Source organism: Shinella sp. 1A1 (genome assembly GCF_055379515.1).
The window spans coordinates 1,984,053-2,000,241 of record NZ_AP039671.1; the positions used below are offsets into that span (position 1 = coordinate 1,984,053).

The 16,189-nt window shown below is 64.6% G+C and carries 14 protein-coding genes; 3 read left to right on the forward strand and 11 right to left on the reverse strand.

The features are described from left to right. Positions 1-35: 35 nt before the first annotated feature. Both ACZ48C_RS09840 and ACZ48C_RS09845 read right to left on the reverse strand, forming a co-directional pair. The gene (locus ACZ48C_RS09840) at positions 36-374 is read right to left on the reverse strand and encodes a protein tyrosine phosphatase family protein (RefSeq protein WP_313192731.1); all 339 of its coding nucleotides are present in this window, start codon (positions 372-374) and stop codon (positions 36-38) included. A 65-nt stretch (positions 375-439) separates the two neighbouring features. Then, positions 440-1,294, reverse strand: coding sequence for a DUF4432 family protein (locus ACZ48C_RS09845; protein ID WP_464780984.1), 855 nt, complete (start codon positions 1,292-1,294; stop codon positions 440-442). A 273-nt stretch (positions 1,295-1,567) separates the two neighbouring features. Here ACZ48C_RS09845 and ACZ48C_RS09850 point away from each other — a divergent pair, with 273 nt between their 5' ends. Next, on the forward strand, positions 1,568-3,001 hold the full coding sequence (locus ACZ48C_RS09850; protein ID WP_464780985.1) for a L,D-transpeptidase family protein: 1,434 nt from the start codon (positions 1,568-1,570) through the stop codon (positions 2,999-3,001). A 118-nt stretch (positions 3,002-3,119) separates the two neighbouring features. Here ACZ48C_RS09850 and ACZ48C_RS09855 read toward each other — a convergent pair whose 3' ends face one another. The 9 genes from ACZ48C_RS09855 to ACZ48C_RS09895 form a co-directional block, all read right to left on the reverse strand. Then, positions 3,120-4,640 (reverse strand): globin-coupled sensor protein, encoded by a 1,521-nt coding sequence (locus ACZ48C_RS09855; protein ID WP_119255957.1) that lies wholly within the window; start codon positions 4,638-4,640, stop codon positions 3,120-3,122. Between the two features lie 263 nt (positions 4,641-4,903). Continuing rightward, the gene (locus ACZ48C_RS09860) at positions 4,904-5,620 is read right to left on the reverse strand and encodes an AAA family ATPase (protein WP_464780986.1); all 717 of its coding nucleotides are present in this window, start codon (positions 5,618-5,620) and stop codon (positions 4,904-4,906) included. A gap of 217 nt (positions 5,621-5,837) precedes the next feature. Then, positions 5,838-6,983 (reverse strand): iron-containing alcohol dehydrogenase, encoded by a 1,146-nt coding sequence (locus ACZ48C_RS09865; protein WP_464780987.1) that lies wholly within the window; start codon positions 6,981-6,983, stop codon positions 5,838-5,840. Positions 6,984-6,988: 5 nt separating this feature from the next. Continuing rightward, positions 6,989-8,368: an aldehyde dehydrogenase family protein gene (locus ACZ48C_RS09870; RefSeq protein WP_464780988.1), complete on the reverse strand. Its 1,380-nt coding sequence runs from the start codon at positions 8,366-8,368 to the stop codon at positions 6,989-6,991. Between the two features lie 161 nt (positions 8,369-8,529). Beyond that, a complete protein-coding gene (locus ACZ48C_RS09875; protein ID WP_162911408.1) occupies positions 8,530-9,900 on the reverse strand; it encodes a glutamine synthetase family protein in 1,371 nt (456 codons plus the stop codon). Positions 9,901-9,971: 71 nt separating this feature from the next. Further along, a complete protein-coding gene (locus ACZ48C_RS09880) occupies positions 9,972-11,024 on the reverse strand; it encodes a TRAP transporter substrate-binding protein (protein ID WP_119257159.1) in 1,053 nt (350 codons plus the stop codon). Between the two features lie 127 nt (positions 11,025-11,151). Continuing rightward, positions 11,152-12,480 carry a TRAP transporter large permease gene (locus ACZ48C_RS09885; protein WP_119257158.1) on the reverse strand — a complete coding sequence of 443 codons (1,329 nt, stop codon included), beginning with the start codon at positions 12,478-12,480 and terminating at the stop codon, positions 11,152-11,154. Further along, a complete protein-coding gene (locus tag ACZ48C_RS09890; protein ID WP_119257190.1) occupies positions 12,477-12,986 on the reverse strand; it encodes a TRAP transporter small permease subunit in 510 nt (169 codons plus the stop codon). The genes ACZ48C_RS09885 and ACZ48C_RS09890 overlap by 4 nt, the downstream gene beginning before the upstream one ends. A gap of 125 nt (positions 12,987-13,111) precedes the next feature. After that, on the reverse strand, positions 13,112-13,876 hold the full coding sequence (locus tag ACZ48C_RS09895) for an N-formylglutamate amidohydrolase (RefSeq protein ID WP_464780989.1): 765 nt from the start codon (positions 13,874-13,876) through the stop codon (positions 13,112-13,114). 194 nt (positions 13,877-14,070) lie between these two features. On the opposite strand from ACZ48C_RS09895, the gene ACZ48C_RS09900 reads away from it, so the two are divergent. Together ACZ48C_RS09900 and ACZ48C_RS09905 are read left to right on the forward strand one after the other, a co-directional pair. Continuing rightward, entirely contained in the window at positions 14,071-14,949 is an 879-nt protein-coding gene (locus ACZ48C_RS09900; protein WP_205536209.1) for a MurR/RpiR family transcriptional regulator, read from the forward strand. 96 nt (positions 14,950-15,045) lie between these two features. Further along, on the forward strand, positions 15,046-16,152 hold the full coding sequence (locus tag ACZ48C_RS09905) for an ABC transporter substrate-binding protein (RefSeq protein WP_464780990.1): 1,107 nt from the start codon (positions 15,046-15,048) through the stop codon (positions 16,150-16,152). Positions 16,153-16,189 lie beyond the last annotated feature (37 nt).

The following is a 16,189-nucleotide window of genomic DNA, read 5'->3' on the forward strand; positions in this document are numbered from 1 at the left end:
CAGCGGGATGAGGGGCAGCGCCTCCCCGCCACTCCTCACCCGCGGATATGCCGCGTCTGCTCGTAGGTCTTGGTCGAGCGCATGCCGGAGCGGCAATAGCCGAGCATCGGGCGCGGCAATTCGTCGAGCGCGTCGACCATGCCCTGCACCGCCTCCGCCGTCACGCCCATCGGGCCGACCGGCACATGCGCCGTCTCGATGCCGAGTTCCTGCGCACGGGCGGCGATGGCGGAGAAGTCCGGCTGACCGGCTTCCTCATGGTCCGGGCGATGGCAGACGATGGACTTGAAGCCCATGGCGGCGATCGCGTCGAGGTCCTCGACCGTGATCTGGCCGGAAACCGAATATTCGTCGTTGATCTCGCGGATATCCATGGACGTGTCCTTTCGAAAGAGATGCGCAAACCGTTTAAGCCCGCGCCGCGGGAGCGTCAATCGTCCTACCGCAGCTCGAAGGCAAGCCCGTAGCCAACGCTGTCGCCGGGGCCAAAATCGGGCGCCTCGCCGGCGGCGATCAACTCCTCGCGGGAGGCGAGCCGGTGCGAGACCGGCTCGATGCCGAGCACCGCGCAGCCGGGCGACTGGTTCCGCCAGACCTGCAGATAGGGCAGCGTATCCGTGCGGAAGCGGATATGCATGCTGCGCCCGCCGAGGGCGGCTATCGGCCCGACGGCGATTTCCGCCCAGCCGTGCTCGGCCGTCTCCGCCGCCGGCACGCAGAAGATCGTCATGTCCCCCTCGTCGAAACGCCACGCCAGGCTGCCGCCGGGCAGCATGGCGCCGGTCAGCCGCGTGCTTTCGTCGAAGAGGCCGGTGCCGAAATTGATGTGGTACATGGCGAAGGGCGGCCACGGCCTGCCGCCGGTATTGGTGACGACATCATCGAGGGTGATGTGCCCCGTGCGCCGGTCCGCCCGCCAGCGGCGCGCCAGATCGGCCGACCCGCCATGGGCGAGCGAAACGGCGACCCGCCCCTCGCAGACCACCTCCCCCTCGTCCTCCTCGATGAGGATATCCCGCGCCCGATGGGAGGAGAGCGAACCGTGCAGCGGATAGCACCGCCCGTCCGCCGCCCCCTCCACGGGCACCGGATGGCGGATGTGATCGGGCCCGCAGGTGAAGAGGAAGCCCGGCAGCGCCCTGTCGATGCGCGGATCGCCGTCCGACGGAATGGCCGAGCCCGGCGCGATGTCGATGCCGCGAAAGACCGCGCTGCCGACATCCAGCGCCGATTGCGGCGTCAGGTCGAGGCGGAAGGAATGGTCGGGCGTGTCGGCGGAAAGGGCGAAGGTCATCGGGACTCCGGCGGGCAGGATGAAACCGCGGCATGCTAGAGCATTTCCGGCAAAAGTGCGAAGTGGTTTTGCTTTCGGAAATGCAGCGAAACAAGGAGTTAGAGCGTTTTCATGATTCGGGAAAAGCGGAAGTGCTCCTGCGCCGCGCCCCTGTTTTCACGGAACCCGGAGGCCGGGTCACAAGTTTTTGCCATTCGCGTTGACCTTACGTTCACCATCGATTCAGTTTTTCCATATTAAGGTCTGAATTGAAGTGTTCCGTCCGCGCGATATATGCAATCTGGCAGGTCAAAAATCGTGAATTCGATATTCAAAACAAGCGTTTCGCTCCTTGCAGCGGTGTCCGCCCTTGGATTCGCCGTCCTGCCTGCAAAGGCCCAGCAGCCCCGCGACACCATCCTCGTCTCCCCCGACGGCGACATCCTGGACTATGTTCCCAACGACGGCAGCGTGCGCTGGGCGCGCGACAATCGCGGCCGCCGGGTCCTCGTCGATTCCTGGGGCGACATCGTCGCCACGGCCATGCCGGCCGCGCGCTACTACGGCGACGGCGACAACTACAATCCGCGGCGCGGCCGTTATCGCGAGGTCCGCGGCTATCCCGAGACCAGCCCGGATTACTTCCCGCCCGCACCGAGCGACGACAACGACCTGACGACCAGTTCCGTGCCGGAAATGCGCGACGGCCTCAACGGCAATGTCGAGCGCCAGCCCCTGCCCGACAGCGATTTCGGCACCTCGCAGCCCCTGCCCGACTTCTCCGACAATCCGGGCGACACCGCCTCGCTGCCGGCCGATACCGATCCGAATGCCGAATTCGTGCCCGGCCCGAAATTCCAGCCGGCCAAGGCGCTCGGCAAGATGTCGTCCGCCGAAGTCACCGCGCTTCAGGTGTTCCTGGACCGCGAAGGCTTCTCGCCGGGCGTGATCGACGGCAGGAAGGGCTCCAACGTCACCAAGGCGATCGAGGCCTGGCAGAACGCGACGGGCGAAACGCTCGACCCGAACAATGCCGACGATATCCTGGAGCGCCTGCGCCTTTCCGGCGGCATGGCCTTCACCACCTACGAGATCAGCGCCGCCGACGCGGCCGGCCCCTATGTGGCGGCGATCCCGGACGACTATTCCCAGAAGGCGGCCCTGCCCCACATGTCCTTCACCTCGACCACCGAAATGCTGGCCGAGAAGTTCCACATGGACGAGGCCTACCTGAAGGAGATCAATCCGGGCGTCGACTTCACCATCCCCGGCACGATCGTCAAGGTCGTGGATACCGGCCGGGCGAAGACCGGCAAGGTAGCGAAGATCCTCGCCGACAAGGCGCGCAAGCAGGTTCTCGCCTATGACGCGGAGGGCACCCTGATCGCCGCCTATCCGGCAAGCATCGGCTCGGCCGACACGCCCTCGCCCTCCGGCACCGTCACGGTCCAGCGCGTCGCGCTCAATCCGGGCTATACCTACAATCCGAAGATCAACTTCAAGCAGGGCGGCAACGACAAGATCCTCACCCTCCAGCCCGGCCCGAACGGCCCGGTCGGCACCGTCTGGATCGCGCTCTCCAAGCCGACCTACGGCATCCACGGCACGCCGGAACCCTCGAAGATCGGCAAGACGCAGAGCCACGGCTGCATCCGCCTCACCAACTGGGACGCCACCGAGCTCGCCAAGATGACGAGCGCCGGTGTGACGGTCGAATTCGTCGACTGAGGTCTCCCCGCAAGCAGATATCGAAAGCCGGCCCGCAAGGCCGGCTTTTCTTTTGGCGAACGAAAAGGCCGGGCGCGAAAATCCGCTGCCCGGCCTTTTTTAAAGTCTCACCCCTCGTTCAGGCGGCGCGGGTGTAACCGGAATTCTCCGCCGGCTGGGCGGTGCCGCCGGTGCGGAAAGCGCTGAGCTGGGCGGCGATGGAGGCGGCTTCGGCGGTCAGGGCCTGGCTTGCGGCATTGGCCTGTTCCACCATCGCGGCGTTCTGTTGGGTGATCTGGTCCATGGCGTTGACCGCCTGGTTGACCGCCTGGAGGCCGGTCGCCTGCTCGGCCGTGCTGGCGCGGATCGCGTTGAAGACCGAGCTGACCTCCACGACCTGCGAAACGATCTGGCGCAGCGACTGGGCGACCTCGCCCACCGAGCGCACGCCGTCCTCGACCTGGCCATGCGACTTGGCGATGAGGTTCTGGATGTCCTTGGCCGCGTCCGCGCAGCGCTGGGCGAGCGCCCGCACCTCGGAAGCGACGACGGCGAAGCCGCGCCCCGCCTCGCCGGCCCGCGCCGCCTCGATGCCGGCATTGAGGGCAAGCAGGTTGGTCTGGAAGGCGATCTCGTCGATCACCTCGATGATATTGGCGATGGCGGCGGAGGAGGCCTGGATCTCGCCCATGGCGGTGATCGCCTCTTCCACCACTTCGCCGCTGCGCTGGGCATTGTCGCGCGCGGCCATGACGAGGGCGTTGGCCTCGTTGGCGCTCTGCGCCGTCTGGCGCACGGTCGTCGTCACCTGCTCGACGGCGGCCGCCGTTTCCTCGAGGTTCGCCGCCTGCCGCTCGGTGCGCTTGGCGAGATCGTCAGAGGCCGAAGCGATCTCACGGGCGCTGAGGTGGATCGAGCCGGCGCCGGTACCGATATTGCCGATAGCCTGCGCGAGCGTGGAAATGGCGTGGTTGAAGTCGTGGCGCAGCGTTTCGTAGGCTTCCGGCAGCGCGCCGGTGATGCGGGCCGTGAGGTCGCCGTCCGAAATGCGCTTCAGCGCGGCGCCGAAACTGTCGCTGACGATCTTGCGCTCCTCGGCGACGACCTGCGCCTGCACCGCCTGCTGCTTGGCGACGTCCGACATGTCCTGATAGACCGAGATCGACAGGTCCATGTCGAGGAACATGGCCTTCAGCAGGCTGGAAAAGCGCGCGGCGAATTCTTCCGGCGTGATTTCCTGGCGGGAGAAGAGCCCACCCTTCGGCCAGAGCGACCTCACCGCTTCCGTCAGCAGGTGCTCGACGATGAGCGCATAGCCGCCGATATACCAGCGCGGCTCCAGGCCGATGCGGGCATGCACATGGCCGATCGTCTGCACCTTCGTCGCATAGTCGCCGGTGAAGTCGCCGGCGGCGATGTTCGCCCAATGGCCGAGCTGCGCAGTCTTGGCGCGGTTCATATGCGCATCGTTGGAAAAGAGGTGGTTCACCTCCGGGCTCTTGCGCACGATGGCGTAGAACTTGTCGAGCGCCGGCCCCATCTCCTTCTCGATGAAGGGCTTGAGGGTGCGCAGCCGCTTCAGCGCGGCCTCGTCGAGGCCGAGATAGTCGAGACGGCGCGCGATGTCATGGTTCGGGCTGGCGGTCGAGGCAGTCTTCATTCTGGGCGGTATCCTGGCAACGCGAGAAACGGAGGAGAAAGCAACAAAACTCCAGCGGAAGGGCGGCGCCGCACGGCACGCCCATCCCCGCGACCCTTCATGGGTCCAGCCGAAGGCTCCTGGCCTTCATTGGATAGCTTTCTGACGGGATATCATTAGGTTAGGCGTGGTAAATTGTTCCTTACCCCACCGTCGCTTCCGGCATGAAAAACGGCCGCGCAATTGGTCGCAGCCGTTCTTGCCTTTCGTCAACTTCAGAGGGCTCAGGCCGCCCGCCGGATCGTACGGAAGAGCCCGCGCTCGCCCGCCGGCCGATGGCGCGCCGGCACGAGACGCAGCACCTCCCCGGCAAAGAGCCGCGCGTTTTCGCGCGCCTTGTCCAGATTGCTGACCTTCGCCGGGTCCATTGAATAGAGCGTGCCGCCGCAATCGAAGATATCGCGGAAGGCGGTGCGCTCGCCGATCGGCGTATCGAGCACCGTCACGCCGCGGGCGGCGAGCAGCGCCTTGATCGCCGCCATGGCGCGGGTGGTGACGAGCGAATTCATGCGCGTCAGCACGACCGAATGGTTGATGCGGATGCCCGCCTTCTCGTCGAGCTGCTTCAGGAGTTCGAGGATCTGCGCGGCGCCGCGCGCATCCATCGCACAGCCCTGCACCGGGATCATCACATGGTCGGAAAGGCCGATGGCCGTTGCCACGAGCGCATCGCACGCGCCGGCAAGGTCGATGATGAAATAGTCGGTCGCAGCGCGGTTCTCGCGGATATGGCTCTGCAGGGAGCCCATGGAGACTTCCGAGATGACGGCGATGTTGCGCTGACGGCCGGAAATCTCGTGCCAGTGGCTGATCCAGCGCTGCGGGTCCGCATCGAGAATGGTGACGCGGTGTCCCTGGCTCGCAAGCTCGGTGGCGAGAATGAGGGCTGCGGTGGTCTTGCCCGCGCCGCCCTTGGCATTGGCAAATGTGATGACTGGCATGACTTTCCTCTTGAAGGCTGCGAGCGTGCTCATCGCTCCGGTCGAACCGCCGAAGAATGGCGCCCGCTTAAGCGAACCTTTCAAAACATGGTTAACAAAGAGGAAATTTCCGGATCGCGAAGATTAACGATGCGGACGGACGGCATGCGGATTTTGCAAAGAAAAGCCCGGAAAAACAACGTTTTCCGGGCCTCTTTAACTTGTTAACGGTAAGAAATCAGATGCACTCGATGAAGAGCTTCTTGGCCGCATCGAGCGTCAGCTCCACCGGATTGCCGCCGGCCGTCGGGTCGACGATGGCCATGGCGGCCATCTCGTCGATGCGGTCCGTGCCGACGCCGAGCGCAGCGAGCTTGTCCGGCACGCCGACCTCTTCGCGCAGGCGCAGCACATAGTCGAAGAAGCCGTCGAAGCCGCCCGCGATGCCGAGATAGGCGGCGGCGCTGGCGATCCTCGCCTCGATGGCCGGCCGGTTGAAGGCCAGCACCGGCGGCATCACGACGGCGTTGGTCATGCCGTGATGCGTGTTGTAGATCGCGCCGACCGGATGCGACAGCGAGTGGATCGCCCCGAGGCCCTTCTGGAAGGCGACGGCGCCCATGGCGGCGGCCGACATCATGTTGGCGCGGGCCTCGATATCCGTGCCGTCCTTGTAGGCGCGCGGCAGGTACTCCTTGACGAGGCGCATGCCCTCGAGCGCGATGCCCTGGCTCATCGGATGGTAGAAGGGCGAGGAATAGGCTTCGAGGCAATGGGCGAAGGCGTCCATGCCGGTGCCGGCAGTGATGACCTTCGGCATGCCGACCGTCAGCTCCGGGTCGCAGATCGTCACCGAAGGAAGGAACTTCGGATGGAAGATCACCTTCTTGGTGTGCGTCTCGGAATTGGTGATGACCGAGGCGCGGCCGACTTCCGAGCCGGTGCCGGCCGTCGTCGGCACGGCGACGATGGGCGCGATGTCGTCGGAATTGGCGCGAGTCCACCAGTCGCCGACATCCTCGAAATCCCAGACCGGGCGCGTCTGGCCGGCCATGAAGGCGACGGCCTTGCCGAGGTCGAGACCGGAGCCGCCGCCGAAGGCGACGACGCCGTCATGGCCGCCGGCCTTGAAGGCCTTCACGCCGGCTTCGAGGTTCTTGTCGGTCGGGTTCGGGTCGACCTCGGCGAACATCGCCCGGCCGAGGCCGGCGGTCTCCAGGATGTCGAGCGCGTTCTGCGTGATCGCCATGGTCGAGAGGCCGCGGTCGGTGACGAGCAGCGGCTTCTTCATGCCGACCGCCTTGCAGTGGTCGGCCAGTTCCTTGATCCGGCCCGCGCCGAACTTGATCGCGGTCGGGTAGCTCCAGTTGGCGGTGATGGTCATTCTGTTCAAGCTTTCCTGAAGTGGTAGGATTTCGGGCGGGTAAGGTTGTGGAAGCCGATGACGGAGAGCGAGCCGCCACGGCCCGTTTCCTTGACGCCCGTCCAGCACAGCGCCGGGTCGAGATAGTCGGCGCGGTTCTGGAAGACGGTGCCGGTTTCGAGGTCGCGGGCGATGCGGGCAGCCCGTTCGCTGTCCTTCGTCCAGAGCGAGACGGTCAGGCCGTATTTGCAGTCGTTCATCAGGGCGAGCGCTTCCTCGTCGCTCTTCACCTTCATGATGCCGACGGCCGGGCCGAAGGTCTCTTCCTTCATGAATTCCATGGAGTGATCGACATCGACGAGGATCTGCGGCGCGACATAGGCGCCGCCGTCATCGGCCGAGAAGAGTTTCGGGTCGACCAGCGCCTTGGCGCCCCTGGAGACCGCATCGGCGATCTGCGAGCGCACGGTCGCGGCGAAGCGCTTGTGCGCCATCGGGCCGAGCGTCGTTTCCGGATCGAGCGGATTGCCGAGTTTGTAGTTGGAAACCCAGGCGACGGACTTCTCGACGAAGGCGTCATAGAGCTTCTCGTTGACATAGATGCGCTCGATGCCGCAGCAGCACTGGCCCGAATTGTAGGTCGCGCCGTCCATCAGCGTGTCGACGGCGGCGTCGAGATCGGCGTCCTCCATGACATAGCCCGGATCCTTGCCGCCGAGCTCGAGGCCGACCGGCGTGAAGGTGCCGGCGGCGGCGCGCTCGATGGACCTGCCGCCTTCGACGGAGCCCGTGAAGTTGATGAAATCGAACGAGTTGGCGGCGATCAGCGCCGAGGTCGTGTCATGGTCGAGGAAGACGTTCTGGAAGACATCCTCCGGCACGCCCGCCTCGTTGAAGGCGCGCACCAGCCTTTCGCCGACCAGCAGCGTCTGCGCGGCATGCTTGATGATGACCGTATTGCCGGCCATCAGCGCCGGGGCGATCGTGTTGATCGCCGTCATGTAGGGGTAGTTCCACGGCGCGATGACGAAGACGACGCCGTGCGGCTCACGCTCGATGCGGCGCTCGAAACGGTCGCTCTCCTCGATGACGATCGGCGCAAGCGAGGAGCCCGCGATCTCGGCGACATAGTTAGAACGTTCGTTGAAACCCTTGAACTCGCCGCCGTATCGGACCGGACGGCCCATCTGCCAGGCGATTTCCGGCACGATCTCGTCGGCCATCTCGTTGACGCGGGCGACGCCCTTGAGGACGAGCTGGATGCGCTCTTCCAGCGGGCGCTTCGCCCAGGCCTTCTGCGCTTTCTTCGCACGGGCGACGGCGGCCTGCGCGACGGCCAGCGGCATCGCCTCGCGCTCGGCATAGACCGAGCCGTCCACGGGGGATATGCATTTGATCACAGTCATGATCGACTTCCTGTTGGTTCTATCGGAATTTCAGTCTCTGGCGCTCGGCCGCCCCTCATCCGCCATGCGGCATATCCCTGACCGAACCCTTTCGCAGGCCAGGTCCCCTCTCCCCGCCTGCGGGGAGAGGGTCAGGGTGAGGGGCAGTTCCCGAAACGCTTCTACGCCCTCTCGAAGCCGCGCGCCACCTCCCAGTCGGTGATGCGGCGATCATACTCTTCCTGCTCCCATTCGGCCGCGCGGACATAGTGATCGACCACGTCGTCGCCGAAGGCGTCGCGCAACATCTCCGACCCCTTCAGGGCCGCAGCCGCGTCGCGCAGCGTCTTGGGAATCTCGCGAATATCCTTGCCGCCATAGGCGTCGCCCTCGAAGGGCGCTTCCAGCTCGAATTTCCCCTCGATGCCGGCGATGCCGGCGGCGAGCAGCGCCGCCATGGCGAGGTAGGGATTGAGGTCGGAGCCGCCGACGCGGCATTCGATGCGGATGCCCTTCGTGCCCTCGCCGCACAGGCGGTAGCCGGCCGTGCGGTTGTCCTTGCTCCAGATCGCCTTGGTCGGTGCGAAGGTGCCCGCGACGAAGCGCTTGTAGGAATTGATATAGGGCGCGAGGAAGTAAGTGATCTCGCTGGCATGGGCAAGCAGGCCCGCCACATACATGCGCATCATCTCCGACATGCCGTATTTGGCCTCCCTGTCGAAGAACTTCGCCTCCTTGCCGTCGAGGCTCCAGAGCGACTGGTGGATATGCGAGGAAGAGCCGGCGGCGTTGTAGTTCCACTTGGCAAGGAACGTCACGGCCTTGCCGCGCTGCCAGGCGATCTCCTTGGTGGCGTTCTTGATGATCGAGTGCCGGTCCGCCATGGTCAGCGCCTCGGCATAGCGCACGTTGATCTCTTCCTGGCCGGGCGAGGCCTCGCCCTTGGAGTTCTCGACCGGAATGCCGGCGCCCTGCAGCCCGTTGCGCAGCGCGCGCATGACGTCCTCTTCCTTGGTGGTCTGGAAGATGTGGTAGTCCTCGTTGTAGCCGCTGGCCGGCTGGAGGTCGCGATAGCCGCTCTCGCGGGCATGGTCGTAGGTCTGGTCGAAGAGGTAGAATTCCAGTTCGCTCGCCATGAAGGGCTTGAGGCCCATCGCCTCAAGGCGCTTGACCTGCTTCTTCAGGACGGCGCGCGGCGAATGCGGCACCTCTTCATGCGTGTGATGGTCAAGCACGTCGCAGAGCACCAGCGCCGTGCCCTCCAGCCAGGGAAGCTTGCGCAGCGTCGAAAGGTCGGGCTTCATCGTGTAGTCGCCGTAACCCGCGGACCAGCCCGTCGACTTGTAGCCCGGCACTGTTTCCATCTCGATATCGGTCGCCAGCAGGTAATTGCAGCTATGCGTTTCCTCGTAGGCGCCCTCGACGAAAAACTGCGCGTGGAAACGCTTGCCCATCAGGCGCCCCTGCATGTCCACGAGGCATGCCAGAACGGTGTCGATGCGGCCCTCGGCCACATCCTTCTTCAGGTCATCGAATGTATAGGTCACGGTCATCGGGGTGGTCCTGCGGGGTTATGGCGTCGTACCGGACCGGGCCGACAAGGGCCCGGTCCGAAGTCGTGGCGTCAGCCGTTGACGTAGGGCGGGCCGGCCTTGTTGATCACGCCGTTATAGTCCTCGAAGATCTTGACGACCTTGGCGGCCGTCTCGCTCTGTTCGGCGATCTCCTTCCAGAAGACCTTGGCGGCGTCCTCGACGACCTTCCATTCCTCGGTCGGAACGCTGGTGAGCTTCAGCTTCGTGCCTTCGGCGCGCAGCTTCGCCTCGCCGCCCCAGTACCACTGGTCGCGGTAGTTGTTGCCGGCCTCGATGGCGGCCATGACAAGCTTCTTCAGGTGGTCCGGCAGCTCGGCCCACTTCTTCTCGTTGACGAAGAACGAGCCGATCCAGGCGCCCGAGATGTTGTTGGTCAGGAAGTGGTCCGTCACGTCGGCCCAGCCGACCGTGTAGTCCTCGGTGATGCCCGACCAGGCCATGCCGTCGAGCTCGCCGGTCTGCACGGCGACCTGCGCGTCCTCGTAGGGGATCGTGACGGGCACGACGCCGAACTGGCTGAGGAAGCGGCCGGCCGTCGGGAAGGTGTAGAGGCGAAGCCCCTCCAGATCCTTGACCGAGGTGATGGCCTTCTTGGTGTTGAAGTGGCACGGGTCCTGACCGGAGGACGACAGCCACACGACGCCGCCGACCTTCTCGTAGGACGAGCGCCAGATATCGGCGAGGCCGTACTGCTTGAACAGCACCGGCACGTCGAGGATCTGCTTGGTGGCGAGCGGGAAATAGCCGCCGAAGGTGGCGACATCCGCCGGCGAGGCCATGGAATCGTCGTCCGAATGCACGGCGTCGATGGTGCCGGCCTGGAGCGCGCGGAAGAGCTCGCCCGTCGGCACGATCTGGTCGGCGAAGTAGAGCTCAATCTCCAGTTCGCCCTTGGCGGAGGCGTTGATCGCATCGACGATGGGCTTGGTAACGTGCTCGCCGAGCGCGGCGCCCGCATAGGTCTGGAAGCGCCACTTGATTGCCTCCTGGGCCCTCACGATGGCGGGCGCGGAAAGCGTAGCGGCACCGGCTCCGATCGTAACCGCCCCGGCCCGCGTCAGAAATTGCCTTCTATTGGTCATATCTCTTTCCCTCTGGTTCGTTTTCGCATCTGCCCCGGAACGGCCGTTGCTTCCGGCGGCATGGTCTTCTTTTCTTCTGTGCGGCCTCATGTGGCTGCCCCGGCGTCTGCCGCCGGGGCGGTATTCGTCATTGTCCCTTGGCGTAGAAGTGCTCCGGCAGCCATGTCGCGATATCCGGGAACAGGCCGATGATGAGCAGGCTCACGATCATGATGCCGACGAACGGCCAGATCGACGCATAGATGTCCCGCATGGTGATGCCGGGCGGCGCCATGGCGCGCATCATGAACAGGTTGTAGCCGAAGGGCGGGGTGATGTAGGCGATCTGGCAGGTGATCGTGTAGAGCACGCCGTACCAGACAAGGTCGAAGCCCAGCTTCTGCACCAGCGGAATGTAGAGCGGCGCCACGATGACGAGCATCGCCGTGTCGTCGAGGAACATCCCCATGATGAGGAAGGAGAGCTGCATCAGCACCAGCACCTGCCAGGGCTCGAGGCCGAGGTCGCCGAGGAAGAAGCGCTCGATGGACTTGACCGCGCCGAGACCGTCGAAGACGGCGCCGAAGCAGAGCGAGGCGATCAGGATCCACATGAACATGCAGCTGATGCCGAGCGTCTTCTGCAGAACGTCGCTCCACAGCCGCCGCGTCAGGCGGCCGCGCTGCCAGGCGACCAGCGCCGAGGAGATCGCGCCGATCGCCGAAGCCTCCACGAGGCTGGCGATGCCGCTGAGGAACAGCCACATCATCAGCGTGAAGATACCGAGCGGAAGGATGCCGGCGGTCAGAAGCCTCAGCTTCTCGCCCATCGGCACCTTGCGGTCCTCCGCCGGCAAGGCCGGCCCGAGCGACGGATTGATCCGGCAGCGGACATAGACGTAGATCGCCATCAGCGCCGCCATCAGGAGGCCCGGGAAGACGCCGGCGAGCCAGAGCTGGCCGACCGGAACGCGGGCGATCATGCCGTAAAGCACGAGCACGATGCTCGGCGGGATAAGGATGCCGAGCGTCGAGCCGCCCTGCACCACGCCCGTCGTCATCACCTTGTCGTAGCCACGGCGCAGGAGCTCCGGCAGCGCGATGGTGGCGCCGATCGCCATGCCGGCGACGGAAAGGCCGTTCATCGCCGAGATGATGACCATGAGGCCGATCGTGCCGAGCGCGAGGCCGCCGTTGATCGGCCCCATCCAGACGTGGAACGCCTTGTAGAGGTCTTCCGCGATGCCCGATTCCGAGAGCATGTAGCCCATGAAGACGAACATCGGCACCGTCAGCATCGGGTACCATTTGACGAGCTTCATGGCGGAGGCGAAGCCCATTTCCGAGCCGCCCGTACCCCATAGCAGGAAGGCCGCGACGACGCCGACGAAGCCGATGACGGCAAAGACGCGCTGCCCGGTGAGCAGCAGCACCATCATGCCAGCGAACATCGTGATTGCGATGAATTCATAGCTCATGCGATGGGCCTTCCCCGCAACTCGGCGATATCCTTGAAGAGCGAGGAGATGGCCTGCGCGAGCATCATCACGACGCCGAAGGTCATCACGATCTTGATCGGCGCCATATAGGGCGCCCAGGCAGAAAAGCTCTTTTCCTTGAACTGGATGGCATAGGTCGTGCTGGCGATGCCGCCGAACAGCATGAAGCCGAGGAAGACGATCAGCGCGATGGCCGTGACCGAATCGAAGGCTGCGCGCCGGCGCACCGACCACTGGCTGTAGAACAGGTCCATGCGGACATGGTCACCCGTCTGCATCGCGAAGGCGCCGCCCAGCATATAGTAGGCCGCCATGGTGAACTGGGCGGATTCCAGCGTCCAGTTGGCCGGCAGATGGAAGGCCTTCGAGACGGATGAATAAAGCAGGATCGCGAACATCGCGAAAATCAGATACATCGCAAAAATACCGACACGCCGGTTGAACGTGTCGACGAAACGTACATAGCTCTTGATGAAATCAGGCATGACCGTTGCCTCCCTTGGCAGCGGCGGCATCAGCCGGGCCGGACCTCCGATAAATCAACGCAAGCATCCGCTTGGCCTCTCCAGTTCGTGTTCATTTCCGTTTCCACGGCATTTCCCCGGGCCGGTTATTGATTGATTGCGGGAAGGCTCTTGGCGAGCAGTCCCGTCAGATAGCCGGCCACGACCCTCTGGCCGGCTTCGTCTCGGATGAGGTCGTTGCGGACCTCGATCATGACATTGGCAAGGCCGTTGGAAAGGCCGTGCTCCCTCAAGGTATGCGTCACGCCGTCATCCGGCCCGTAGGGCTCGTTGCGGCGGGCGTCATAGCGTCCGTCGGCCGCCGCAGCCTCCAGCATGGCATCGGCGAGGCGCGCGTCGGTGTCGTGCAGGATGCCGATCTCGACGGCGCGCGGCGCACCGAAATAGATGGGCGTGAAGCTGTGCATGGTCACGATGACCGGCGGCCGGCCCTCGGCGATCCGCGCCTTCACGAGGCCGGAGAGCTTTTCGCGGAAAGGCAGATAAAGCGCCTCGGTGCGCGCATCGCGCGCCGCCCGGTCGAGCCCGGCATTGCCCGGCACGTCGAACACCTCGCTCTTTTCCGGCATGGCGGCAGGCGATTCCGGCGGGCGGTTGCAATCGTAGACGAGACGGGAGAAGCGCTGGAAGAGCAGTGTCGCATCGAGGCTTTCGGCCATCAGGCGCGAGACGGCGAGCGCCCCCGGATCCCAGGCGATGTGACTGGCCAGCGCCTCTTCGGAAAGGCCCAGCGTGCCGAGAGACTTCGGCAAGACGCGCGATGCGTGCTCGCAGACCAGGATGACCGGACCGCGGGCAACGGCATTCTCCAGGGCGACAGGATCGCCCTCCTCCACACTCAGAATTCCCATGAGCCTGATCCCCTCGACCGGCCTTTATCGTTGATGAAGAGAATTCTTCACCATTTTGCCGCTGTCAACCGCACATTGAAAAAATCTCTTCAAAAAATCATTTGACTCCAATTGTGACAGCGATGTTTAATTTTCCAAACTCCGGCACCAGACCGGAGCGCAGGGGAATAAACTTGACGCCCAACACAGCATCCATGACGGTGTCGGATGTGATCCATGCTCATTTCGATACGCTGACGCGTGCCGAAAAGCAGCTTGCCGCATCACTGCTCGACAATTACCCCGTCTCCGGCCTCGGCAGCATCACGACGGTCGCGGAAAACGCCGGCGTGTCGACGCCGACGGTCGCGCGCATGGTGCAGAAGCTCGGCTTCCGCGGCTTTCCCGATTTCCAGGCGCGCCTGCACCACGAGCTGGAGACCACGCTCTCCAGCCCGATCACCAAGCACGACCGCTGGGCCGCGAACGCGCCGGGCACGCATATCCTCAACCGCTTCGCCGACGCGATCATGACCAACATGCGCCAGACACTGGCGCATGTGGAGACCGCCGAATTCGACGGCGCGAGCGCCCTGCTCGCCGACCGCCAGCGCAGCATCTACATCATCGGCGGACGCATCACGAAGGCGCTCGCGGACTATCTCTTCACCCATCTTCAGGTCATCCGCCCGAACGTCACGCAGATCGCCTCCAATCCCGCCTCCTGGCCGCATTACGTACTCAACATGAAGGCCGGCGACGTGCTGGTGATCTTCGACATCCGCCGCTACGAGCAGGAGATGGAGACGCTCGGGCGCGTCGCCCGCGAGCGCGGCGTGGAGATCGTGCTCTTCACCGACCCCTGGGCCTCGCCCGTCGCCAAGGTCGCGGCGAAGGTCTTCCGCGTCCATATCGAGGCGCCGTCGGCCTGGGATTCGTCCGTCGTGACGCTGTTCATCGTCGAGGCGCTGATCGAGGCCGTCCAGAGCTCGGGATGGGAGGAGACCAGCGACCGCATGAAGACGCTGGAGGGCCTTTTCGAGGCCAGCCGGCTCTTTCGCAAGCCCCGGCCGGAGGTTACCGCCAAGCCTTGAATCCATATGGGAAAAAACGGGACTAAACTGTCACGTAAGCTTCATCTGCCGCAAGTAATCACCCTTCGCCGCCTGACACACAAAAGGAGAACACCCGTGATGTCACAGACGAGACGCCTGCTTTCGCTTTCCACCGCCCTGGTGGTCGCCTCCTCCACGCTCGCCTTCGCAGAGCCGAGCGCGGAACTCATCGAAGCCGCCAAGAAGGAAGGCATGCTGACCACGGTCGCCCTTCCGCACGACTGGTGCGGCTACGGCGACGTCATCGCTGCCTTCAAGGCCAAGTATCCGGAAATCCAGGTCAACGAACTGAACCCGGATGCCGGCTCGGCCGACGAGATCGAGGCCATCAAGGCCAACAAGGACAACAAGGGCCCGCAGTCGCCCGACGTGATCGACGTCGGCCTCGCCTTCGGCCCCTCCGCCAAGGCGGAAGGCCTGCTCCAGCCCTACAAGGTTTCCACCTGGGACGAGATCCCGGACAACGTCAAGGACGCCGAAGGCTACTGGTACGGCGACTATTACGGCGTGATGTCCTTCTTCGTGAACAAGGACATCGTCACCAATTCGCCGAAGGACTGGGCCGACCTCCTGAAGCCTGAATATTCCGGCCAGGTGGCGCTTGCCGGCGACCCGCGCGCTTCCAACCAGGCCATCCTCGGCGTTCTCGCCGCCGGCCTCGGCAAGGGCGCGAAGGCCGGCAAGGAAGCCGGCGAAGCAGGCCTTGCCTATTTCGCCGAGATGAACAAGGCTGGCAACTTCGTTCCGGTCATCGGCAAGTCCGGCACGCTCGCCCAGGGCTCGACCCCGATCGTCGTCGCCTGGGACTATAACGCGCTGAGCTGGGCCAAGACCCTCAACGGCAACCCGCCGACCGAGGTCGTCGTTCCGGAAACGGGCGTTCTCGCCGGCGTCTACGTGCAGGGCATCTCGGCCTACGCGCCGCATCCGAATGCCGCCAAGCTGTGGATGGAGCATCTCTATTCCGACGAAGGCCAGGTCGGCTGGCTGAAGGGCTATTGCCATCCGGTTCGCTTCAACGCCATGGTCAAGGCCGGCAAGGTTCCGCAGGACCTGATCGACGCGCTGCCGCCGGCCGCTGCCTACGAGAAGGCCTACTTCCCGACGCTCGAGGAAGTCGACGCCAACCAGGCCGCCGTGACCGGCGCCTGGGACAGCGTGGTCGGCGCGAACGTCCAGTAAACCACATCCCCGCCGCCCCGGCCTTCCGGCCGGGGCG

What these genes read in the sequence shown, in the direction of transcription:
- ACZ48C_RS09840 (WP_313192731.1), bottom strand. Translation starts at nt 374, where the DNA reads ATGGATATCCGCGAGATCAACGACGAATATTCGGTTTCCGGCCAGATC.
- ACZ48C_RS09845 (WP_464780984.1), bottom strand. Translation starts at nt 1,294, where the DNA reads ATGACCTTCGCCCTTTCCGCCGACACGCCCGACCATTCCTTCCGCCTC.
- ACZ48C_RS09850 (WP_464780985.1), top strand. Translation starts at nt 1,568, where the DNA reads ATGCAATCTGGCAGGTCAAAAATCGTGAATTCGATATTCAAAACAAGC.
- ACZ48C_RS09855 (WP_119255957.1), bottom strand. Translation starts at nt 4,640, where the DNA reads ATGAAGACTGCCTCGACCGCCAGCCCGAACCATGACATCGCGCGCCGT.
- ACZ48C_RS09860 (WP_464780986.1), bottom strand. Translation starts at nt 5,620, where the DNA reads ATGCCAGTCATCACATTTGCCAATGCCAAGGGCGGCGCGGGCAAGACC.
- ACZ48C_RS09865 (WP_464780987.1), bottom strand. Translation starts at nt 6,983, where the DNA reads ATGACCATCACCGCCAACTGGAGCTACCCGACCGCGATCAAGTTCGGC.
- ACZ48C_RS09870 (WP_464780988.1), bottom strand. Translation starts at nt 8,368, where the DNA reads ATGACTGTGATCAAATGCATATCCCCCGTGGACGGCTCGGTCTATGCC.
- ACZ48C_RS09875 (WP_162911408.1), bottom strand. Translation starts at nt 9,900, where the DNA reads ATGACCGTGACCTATACATTCGATGACCTGAAGAAGGATGTGGCCGAG.
- ACZ48C_RS09880 (WP_119257159.1), bottom strand. Translation starts at nt 11,024, where the DNA reads ATGACCAATAGAAGGCAATTTCTGACGCGGGCCGGGGCGGTTACGATC.
- ACZ48C_RS09885 (WP_119257158.1), bottom strand. Translation starts at nt 12,480, where the DNA reads ATGAGCTATGAATTCATCGCAATCACGATGTTCGCTGGCATGATGGTG.
- ACZ48C_RS09890 (WP_119257190.1), bottom strand. Translation starts at nt 12,986, where the DNA reads ATGCCTGATTTCATCAAGAGCTATGTACGTTTCGTCGACACGTTCAAC.
- ACZ48C_RS09895 (WP_464780989.1), bottom strand. Translation starts at nt 13,876, where the DNA reads ATGGGAATTCTGAGTGTGGAGGAGGGCGATCCTGTCGCCCTGGAGAAT.
- ACZ48C_RS09900 (WP_205536209.1), top strand. Translation starts at nt 14,071, where the DNA reads ATGACGGTGTCGGATGTGATCCATGCTCATTTCGATACGCTGACGCGT.